This is a genomic window from Klebsiella sp. OBRC7 (genome assembly GCF_000293135.1).
Lineage (GTDB): Bacteria > Pseudomonadota > Gammaproteobacteria > Enterobacterales > Enterobacteriaceae > Klebsiella > Klebsiella michiganensis.
The window spans coordinates 1-9,125 of the sequence record NZ_ALNJ01000152.1 but is presented as its reverse complement, the minus strand read 5'-3'; the positions used below and the strand labels follow the sequence as shown (position 1 = coordinate 9,125).

Here is a 9,125-nt window from a genome sequence, read left to right as displayed (position 1 = left end):
TCGCCATCCTCCGGCAACAAGGGCACGTGCGCTATCCACTTTTTTTGTCGGCCATATTCAACGGCTTCTTTCAGCAGCTCGTTTTCCATGGTTTTTTTGCCCAGCAGGCGCTGTAACTCTTTAATTTGCTTCATTGCAGATGCCAGCTCCGACGCGGGTACAACCTGTTCACCCGCGGCAACCGCAGTGAGACTGCCTTCCTGATATTGCTTACGCCACAGGAACAGCTGACTGGCAGCAACGCCATGCTGACGGGCGACCAGCGACACGGTCATTCCGGGCTCAAAGCTCTGCTGAACAATGGCGATTTTTTCCTGAACGCTGCGCCGTCTGCGCTTCTCTGGACCTAGAACATCAATCATTCGGACTCCAACGACTAGTCTAAAACTAGTATTAAGACTATCACTAATTTAAGTGATACCAACTGTCTGGAGATTCATGGGGCCAGTCTACACTGTGCCCAGCACGGTGTCGCCGTCATAGATCGTCACCGTGGATCCCGCTTCCGCCGTGCCGTTCAGGGTGGGCGTCGCATCGTTGGTCAGATCCCCGCTCTGCAGCTGGCCGGTGTGCTCTGCAACATTGTCGGTTACCTGCGGAATGCTGGCTGTCGGCGCAGTGGTATCGATGGTCAGTTCAAACGCCGGCGAACGTTCGCTGACGTTCCCGGCTTTGTCCGTTACCGTCGCGCTCAGGCTATGGGACCCCTCGCTCAGCTCCGGTAACGTGAAGCTCCAGTTGCCATTTTCATCCGCGACGACAGAACCCAGTTTGGTATCGCCGTCATAAATCGTTATCGTTGCCCCAGCCTCTGCTGTCCCTTTAATCTCCGGAGTCGTATCGTCAGTCACATCTCCAGAATGCAGCACACCGGTGATGGGGCCCACATTGTCAATGACCGCTATGTTCTGTGCCGCGGTAGGTAGCTCGGTATCAGTATCGGAGTCGCTGTCAGCATCAGAATCACTATCCGCGTCGCTGTCAGCATCCGAATCACTATCTGAATCTGAATCTGAATCCGAGTCGGAATCACTGTCAGAATCGGAATCACTATCTGAATCAGAATCACTGTCTGAATCAGAGTCGCTATCACTGTCAGCATCCGTATCACTGTCGGAGTCTGAATCACTGTCAGCATCAGAATCGCTTTCAGAAACTGAAGAGTGGTGGTCTTTGTTTGAGGTGCCGGCGAACATTGCCGCAATACCCAGCAAAGCAGCGCCAGCCATGACCCAACCGGCAATACTTTGTCCCGCGCCACCGGTCGCGATGACTTCTGAAAGATCGCTAATCAGCGAATAGTGTGCCCCATCGGTACCCGCACCTTCTAGCCACCATAGCGCGCCGGTCTCATCATCCATAAGAACCAAATCACTGTGCTGCCCATGCTCATCCACAACGAAAAAGTTTTTAATTGTAACGGTGTCACCGTTTTGGAGTTTTAGAACAAGATCATTACCTTGTCGGGTATATGAACGAATATCCTCACGCTTAACGTGCAGGAGAACCACTGACTGCGTATTGAGATTAACTTGATTGCCATCGACGGTGTATTCCGCACCAGTTTCTTTCACTGTCACATTTATATTTTTCATCAGGTTGCACCCTTGAGATGAAGACGCAGTCAGAGGTATGAGATAATTCTTAATTATGCATCTTATTAGATATACCACTTAACGGAGTCCCGCAAGGTGAAAGAAAAATAATACGATTACATTCTGAAATAAATTAAATTACTAAAATTACAATAACTTAAAATAATAAACTTACATTTTGAGATGTTAATAGAGACCATAAGAAAAATGATTGCTCACGGTTATTACAATGAAGATAAAATCATGGATAATACATTTCTTATATCACCAAACCTCCATTTTAACGCTACCCGAAAAATATCTGTGATATTAGTCATATAAATGACATGAGAAAAAACAATTATTTTTTTAAACTTTAAAATATTTTATAATGATTCCCCATGTATTTTCCATGGTTTATTTATAAGAAATAAATTATCCTCGCGAAGAAATTTTAAGTAATAAGGGAGAAAAAACCTGAACGATGCCTGTTAAATCCACAAAGACAATGGGTTTTATTTTAAAATAAAGAAACGTTTCGATGTAGTTTTAATTAAAATATTGACCATAAATAACTTAATCAATATTGATAATAAAAAACCCCGCCAGGCGGGGTTTTAGGTTTAACGGGCTAATCCTAATCGCGGGATCTCTATCGCCGGACAGCGATCCATCACCACGTTCAGACCGGCGTCTCGGGCGAGAACAGCCGCCTGTTCATTGATTACCCCCAACTGTAGCCATAGCGTTTTCGCACCGATAGCCACTGCCTCCTGGGCGACGCCCCAGGCCGCTTCTGAGTTACGGAAAACATCGACCATATCCACTTTTTCCGGCACCTCAGCAAGCGTGGCATACCCTTTTTGCCCCAGCAGCGTGGTACCCGCAACCTTAGGGGAAACGGGAATGACGTGATACCCCTGCTCCAGAAGATACTTCATCACCCGATAGCTTGGGCGGTCAGGTTTGTCACTTGCCCCCACCAGGGCGATAGTCCGTGTCGAGGTCAAAATACTTGCGATATCGTTTTCTTTCATTATCATCCTCCTGCTATTTAGCCCAAGTGTATGCTAATCCGGATGAACCCGCATGAGTCCTGACCTGCAGATGCGTCAAATTTTTTCATCACGACGCTTGCAGCAACAGTCACTTCCAGTAATCTGTCTACAGGCCAAAATGTGGAATGAAATGATGGAACTAACAACACGTACCTTGCCAGCACGCAAGCATATTGCGCTGGTTGCTCACGATCACTGTAAAGATATGCTGATGAAGTGGGTCGAGCGCCACCAGCCATTGCTGGCGCAACACACGCTCTCGGCGACAGGAACGACCGGAAATCTGGTGTCACGCGCAACCGGGCTGGAGGTGCATGCGATGCTGAGTGGTCCCATGGGCGGCGACCAGCAGGTGGGTGCGCTGATTTCAGAAGGTAAAATCGATGTATTGATTTTTTTCTGGGATCCGCTAAATGCCGTGCCGCACGACCCGGATGTTAAAGCGTTATTACGTTTGGCGACGGTATGGAATATCCCCGTCGCCACCAATGTCTCAACCGCCGACTTTATTATCCAGTCCCCGCACTTCAGCGACCCCGTTGATATCCTGATCCCTGATTATCAGCGCTACCTTGCAGAGCGTCTGAAATAGCCCCGCTGGCGGCCATGCCGCCAGCCATCATGGCTTTCTTGCTAACGGGACATCCAGCGCCTCTAGCATTTCAACAAACGGCGAAGGTTGCTCTTTATTAAACAACAGCCATACGCGCAGGCGGGCGCGGGTGATGGCGACATACAGCAAACGCCTCTCTTCGGCATCGGGAAAATCTTCTGGCTGCGGTAAGAGCGCCTGCTCCATAATCGACTCACGCGCCGGTGCAGGAAACGCATCATCCCCCTCCTGAAGGCCAAGAATAATGACGTAATCAGCTTGTTGTCCTTTGCTGGCATGAATAGTCATAAAATCGAGCTGCAGATGCGGCCAGCGCGTGGCGGCTTTCTCCAGCGCCGCCGGCTTCAAATGATGATAGCGCGCTAGCAATAAAATCCGCTGCTCTTGTTTGACATAGCCGCTCATTTTATCAAGCAGATCGTCGAGTTTGTCCTCCGCCAATAACGTCACCGCTTTTTTGTCCCCTGCGGCCAGGCTGTTTAGCGGTTTCGTTAACTGGTGCGGATTTTGCTGGATAAACCCGTTGGCTATCTCGCCTATCCGGCTATTAAATCGGTACGTCGTATCCAACGCACAGCAATCCCCTTCGCCAAAATAGTGATTAAAGGCCGTTGTTAAAGAGAGCTGAGCACCGCTGAAACGGTAGATAGCCTGCCAGTCATCGCCAACGGCAAACAGCGTCGTCTGCGTGTTTTGCCGACGTAACGCGGCGAGTAGGGATGCCCGCTGTGGGGAGATATCCTGAAACTCATCCACCAGAATATGCTTCCACGGGCTGACGAACCGCCCTTTATCCAGAATATTGATCGCCTGATGAATCAGGCCGGAGAAATCGACGGCGTTTTCATCTTTTAACGCCGTTTTCCACGCTTTTAGCAGAGGGGCCATCAGCTTAACGCGCTTGCCAAAAAGGTCGCGTATCTCTTCAGGGGCCCCGGCAATCATCTCAGCCTGCGATCCGCCATGCATACGCATCAAGCTAACCCAGCGGTCAAGGCGGCTGGCAACACGACGCTGCAGCTTTTTGTCCTGCCAGAAATCCCCTTCAGGGATCTGCCAGCCCATTTCCTCCTCCAGCCACAATCGCCAGCCTTTCGCCTGCGCTTTTTTCTCCTGGCACTGCTGCTGCCAGCTCTGTACTAAAAGCTTTTGCCGTGCAGCGCTGTCGCTCTCCAGCTTGCTGATCGTCGGGGCTTTTTTACTGCCCTGCTGGATAATGTGCAGGGCAAGGGAGTGAAAAGTACGCGCAGAGATCTCTTCATTGCCCAGGCGCTCGCGGATGCGCTCATCCATCTCCTGCGCGGCTTGCCGACCAAACGCCAGTAGCAGAATCTGCTCAGCCGCCGCTTCGCCACGGGTCAATAACCAGCCTGCGCGCGCCACTAACACGGAAGTTTTACCGCTTCCGGCACCTGCAAGAACTAATAACGAACGCTCGCCGTTTACGACTGCGCGTGCCTGAGCCGGATTCAACGGCGATGATTCCACTGCGGCAAAAAATCCGCGGTATTGCTCCAGCATGGATTCCGTAAAAGTTTGGTTATGCTCGAGCCTGGCTTTTTCAGTATTACTCAACCAACTCTGGCATTGTCGCCATAGCTCGCGGCAGTTATCAAAAGCATCAAGACGGACTGTCGGCACAGGTAATCCGCTCAGCGCATGGCGTATTTTGCGCTGAATATCGCTTACCTGCTGACGCGTCAACCATTTACCTTCCGCGCTGGAACGCGCCACTTCCGCCAGCTGCTGGCGAAGTACATCAGCGGCAATATCGCTCATTTCCGCGCTCCACTGCTGCCAAAGCGTGTTCAGATGATGGTAAAAACGCTGGGTTTCACTCCATTCGGTACCATGCAAACGCACAACTTTCTCGCCCGGTAGGGTAAACTCCAGTTCCCCCCAAACCAGCCCACGCTTGCAATGAATTGATAATAACTGATTGAAAGGTATAAGATATTCATGGCTATCACCGGAAACCTTTACTCCGGCATTAAGAAGTTGCACCCTGTCATAAGGATGCTGAGCCATACGCTTGCCCAATGTTGTCGCTCTAAGTTCCATATAATGTCGAATTTCAATCAGGTTGGATGTTTTTAAGTTTAACCGCCAGCGACCGGGTGCTCCAGCGTAAAAAACGCTACAATGGCCGTGCCTTATTATCCACCGTATTAAGCAGAGGGTTTATGCGTACCGTTCTGAATATTTTAAACTTTATCCTTGGCGGATTTGCCACCACGCTCGGCTGGCTTCTGGCGACGCTGGTCAGCATTGTGCTGATCTTTACCCTGCCTCTCACCCGCTCCTGCTGGGAGATAACAAAACTCTCTCTTTTTCCCTATGGGAATGAGGCCGTTCATGTCGACGAACTCGATCCTCAGGGAAAGAATAGCCTGCTAAACGCGGGTGGGACACTATTGAATATTTTATGGTTTATTTTCTTTGGCTGGTGGCTGTGTCTGATGCATATCTTTTGTGGTATCGCACAATGCCTGACTATCATTGGCATCCCGGTTGGCATCGCCAATTTTAAAATCGCCGCTATTGCTTTATGGCCAGTAGGCCGACGAGTCGTCTCCGTCGAGACCGCTCGCGCCGCGCGTGAAGCCAATGCGCGTCGCCGCTTTCAGTAATTGAATGGAATACAGAAATGCTCACCCCCCTGCTACGCCGCTATACCTGGAACAGTGCCTGGTTATATAACATCAGGATATTTATCGCACTCTGCGGCACGACCGCATTTCCCTGGTGGTTTGGCGAAGTAAAACTCACGATTCCTCTAACACTCGGAGTGGTGGCAGCGGCGCTGACAGACCTTGATGACCGCCTGACAGGACGTCTGCGTAATCTGGCCATTACCCTCGTGTGCTTTTTTATTGCTTCAGCCTCAGTGGAACTCCTTTTTCCCTGGCCGTGGTTATTTGCGGCGGGATTAACCGTTTCAACAATCGGTTTTATTTTGCTCGGCGGCCTGGGCCAACGCTATGCCACCATCGCCTTTGGTGCTTTGTTAATCGCCATCTATACCATGCTGGGCGTTACGCTTTACAGCCACTGGTATCTTCAGCCGCTGTTTTTGCTGGCTGGCGCGGTGTGGTACAACTTACTCACCCTCTCCGGACATCTGATTTTCCCTATCCGTCCTCTTCAGGACAATCTGGCACGTAGCTACGAGCAGTTAGCTCACTATCTGGAGCTTAAATCGCGCCTGTTCGATCCGGATATTGAAGATGAAAGCCAGGCTCCGCTGTATGACCTGGCGATAGCCAATGGCCAGCTTGTGGCCACGCTGAATCAGACCAAAGTTTCCCTGCTGACTCGCCTGCGCGGCGATCGCGGGCAGCGCGGAACGCGTCGCACTTTGCAGTATTACTTCGTGGCGCAGGACATCCACGAACGCGCAAGTTCATCGCATATTCAATACCAAACGCTGCGCGATCATTTTCGCTACAGTGACGTGATGTTCCGCTTCCAGCGTATGCTGTCAATGCAGGCGCAGGCCTGCCAGAAACTGTCTCGTGCCATCCTGCTACGCGAACCCTACCTTCATGACACTCACTTTGAGCGCGCTTTTATGCATCTTGACGCCGCGCTCGATCGCGTAAAAGCCAGCGGCGCGCCGGCAGAACAGATTAAGGCGTTGGGATTTTTGCTTAATAACTTACGCGCCATTGACGCCCAGCTGGCGACAATTGAATCCGTCCAGACGACTGTCCAGTCCAGTAACAATACGGAACACCTGCTAGCCGACGACCAACCTGGCAGTTTCAGCGATATCTGGCTGCGCCTGCGCAGTAATATGACCCCAGAGTCAGCTCTGTTTCGCCATGCGGTTCGAATGTCATTAGTCCTGTGCGCAGGTTATGCATTTATCCAGTTAACCGGACTGAACCACGGTTACTGGATATTGCTGACCAGCCTGTTCGTATGCCAGCCAAACTACAACGCCACTCGTCACCGGCTGGCGTTAAGGATAATCGGTACTCTCATCGGCGTAGCGATAGGCCTGCCGGTGCTGCTTCTCGTCCCTTCCGTCGAAGGCCAACTGCTTTTAATTGTCCTGACCGGCGTGCTGTTCTTCGCGTTCCGTAATGTACAGTACGCCCATGCGACCATGTTCATTACCCTCCTGGTTTTGCTGTGCTTTAACCTCCTGGGGGAAGGTTTTGAAGTCGCCCTACCGCGTATATTTGATACGCTGATCGGCTGCGCTATCGCCTGGGCCGCAGTCAGCTTTATTTGGCCAGACTGGAAATTCCGCAACCTGCCCCGAGTACTTGAACAAGCAATCAATGCCAACTGCCGATATTTAGATGCCATACTCGAGCAATATCATCAGGGGCGCGACAACCGTCTTGCCTATCGTATTGCGCGAAGAGCTGCGCACAGCAGGGACGGTGAGCTGGCATCCGTTGTATCAAACTTATCAACGGAACCCAGAGCGGGCTCGCAAATGCGAGAAACCGCTTTTCGGTTGTTATGCCTGAACCACACTTTTACCAGCTATATCTCCGCCCTGGGCGCACACAGGGAAAAGCTGACAACGCCAGATATCCTGGCGCTGCTGGACGATGCCGTTTGTTATGTTGATGACGCGCTGCACCACTCACCGGCCGATGAACAGCGGGTACAGCAAGCTTTAACAAGCCTGCAAACCCGGATACAGCATCTTGAACCTCGTGCCGATAGCAAAGAGCCGTTAGTGCTTCAACAAATCGGGCTGCTACTGGCGCTGCTGCCAGAGATTTGCCGGCTACAGCGACAGGTTGAAATTCAACCTGAATAGCCCTCACTCTCCCGCATTTGTTCCGTTGCCCAATTCTCAAGCTCCTGACGCTGCTGCGTCGGGAGCGTGGCCGCATGGACGCCTTCAATGGCCCCCTGTAAGGAATAAAGAATGTTCACCGTTAGCGCTTTATTTATTTTTCGTAACCTCAACCAGGCTTCTTTGGCCCCAATCTTACGCAGCATTAATTCATCCGTAATGCCTGAATTAATCAACTGTAGCTCCATATGAAAACTAATATTTGGCAAATTTTTTAATCTTCCGGATTGCCGCTGCCGATGTTTTTCATGACGCGCGCTCTGTAATGACAGCGCCGATAAATGAAAAAGCATTTTGCTATCCCGCCACAGTTCCTCATCAATATGATAATACTTCAGCGCGACCAGACGACCATTCTTCTGCATCTTCAACAGCGGGGTTTTATGCGCCACGCGGTACTCCGCGCTCTGCTCGCAAACCCGAAGATAGATTTCCCCCTCAGCCATCATGGCAAACACGGTGTTATCTATCGCCAGGCTATAGCCACCAAATAAGGGCCGACAGCTTATTTTTCCTAATGGAGACAAACATGCCCGAAACTGATGGATCCTAAGACATATAAGTTTCTTCATGATTATTCCTTTGTTAATCATGTAAATAAGACATAAATGTGCTAAGGAAGGTGCGAATAAGCGGGGAAATTCTTCTCGGCTGACTCAGTCATTTCATTTCTTCATGTTTGAGCCGATTTTTTCTCCCGTAAATGCCTTGAATCAGCCTATTTAGACCGTTTCTTCGCCATTTAAGGCGTTATCCCCAGTTTTTAGTGAGATCTCTCCCACTGACGTATCATTTGGTCCACCCGAAACAGGTTGGCCAGGGTGAATAACATCGCCAGTTGGTTATCGTTTTTCAGCAGCCCCTTGTATCTGGCTTTCACGAAGCCGAACTGCCGCTTGATGATGCGAAACGGGTGCTCTACCTTGGCACGGATGCTGGCTTTCATGTATTCGATGTTGATGGCCGTTTTGTTCTTGCGCGGATGCTGCTTCAAGGTTTTTACCTTGCCGGGACGCTCGGCGATCAGCCAGTCCACATCCACCTCGGCCAGCTCCTCG

8 protein-coding genes and 1 pseudogene are annotated in these 9,125 nt (G+C 50.7%); 3 read left to right on the top strand and 6 right to left on the bottom strand.

Annotation, left to right across the window (positions count from 1 at the left end):
- The 3 genes and pseudogenes from HMPREF1144_RS29795 to HMPREF1144_RS29785 all read right to left on the bottom strand — a co-directional run.
- A pseudogene (locus tag HMPREF1144_RS29795) lies at positions 1–362 on the bottom strand (transposase); the annotation flags it as partial.
- 87 nt (positions 363–449) lie between these two features.
- Positions 450–1,595, bottom strand: a complete 1,146-nt coding sequence (locus HMPREF1144_RS29790; RefSeq protein WP_009654914.1) for a BapA/Bap/LapF family prefix-like domain-containing protein — start codon at positions 1,593–1,595, stop codon at positions 450–452.
- A gap of 602 nt (positions 1,596–2,197) precedes the next feature.
- Positions 2,198–2,611 carry a CoA-binding protein gene (locus HMPREF1144_RS29785; RefSeq protein ID WP_004849531.1) on the bottom strand — a complete coding sequence of 138 codons (414 nt, stop codon included), beginning with the start codon at positions 2,609–2,611 and terminating at the stop codon, positions 2,198–2,200.
- A gap of 154 nt (positions 2,612–2,765) precedes the next feature.
- Between HMPREF1144_RS29785 and mgsA the strand changes: the two genes are divergently transcribed.
- Complete coding sequence (gene mgsA / locus HMPREF1144_RS29780; protein ID WP_014228668.1) at positions 2,766–3,224, top strand: methylglyoxal synthase; 459 nt, start codon at positions 2,766–2,768, stop codon at positions 3,222–3,224.
- A 27-nt stretch (positions 3,225–3,251) separates the two neighbouring features.
- On the opposite strand, the gene helD is transcribed toward mgsA, so the two are convergent.
- Positions 3,252–5,306, bottom strand: coding sequence for a DNA helicase IV (gene helD / locus HMPREF1144_RS29775; RefSeq protein WP_009654916.1), 2,055 nt, complete (start codon positions 5,304–5,306; stop codon positions 3,252–3,254).
- Positions 5,307–5,428: 122 nt separating this feature from the next.
- Here helD and HMPREF1144_RS29770 point away from each other — a divergent pair, with 122 nt between their 5' ends.
- Positions 5,429–5,875 (top strand): YccF domain-containing protein, encoded by a 447-nt coding sequence (locus HMPREF1144_RS29770; RefSeq protein ID WP_004849527.1) that lies wholly within the window; start codon positions 5,429–5,431, stop codon positions 5,873–5,875.
- A gap of 17 nt (positions 5,876–5,892) precedes the next feature.
- Positions 5,893–8,028, top strand: coding sequence for a YccS family putative transporter (yccS, locus tag HMPREF1144_RS29765; RefSeq protein WP_009654917.1), 2,136 nt, complete (start codon positions 5,893–5,895; stop codon positions 8,026–8,028).
- On the opposite strand, the gene HMPREF1144_RS29760 is transcribed toward yccS, so the two are convergent.
- Both HMPREF1144_RS29760 and HMPREF1144_RS29755 read right to left on the bottom strand, forming a co-directional pair.
- Positions 8,016–8,639: a TfoX/Sxy family DNA transformation protein gene (locus HMPREF1144_RS29760; protein ID WP_004849523.1), complete on the bottom strand. Its 624-nt coding sequence runs from the start codon at positions 8,637–8,639 to the stop codon at positions 8,016–8,018. The two genes, yccS and HMPREF1144_RS29760, sit on opposite strands and share 13 nt — an antisense overlap.
- A 191-nt stretch (positions 8,640–8,830) precedes the next feature.
- Positions 8,831–9,125, bottom strand: a 295-nt coding sequence (locus HMPREF1144_RS29755; RefSeq protein WP_042928290.1) for an IS5/IS1182 family transposase, incomplete at its 5' end; no start/stop codon positions are given.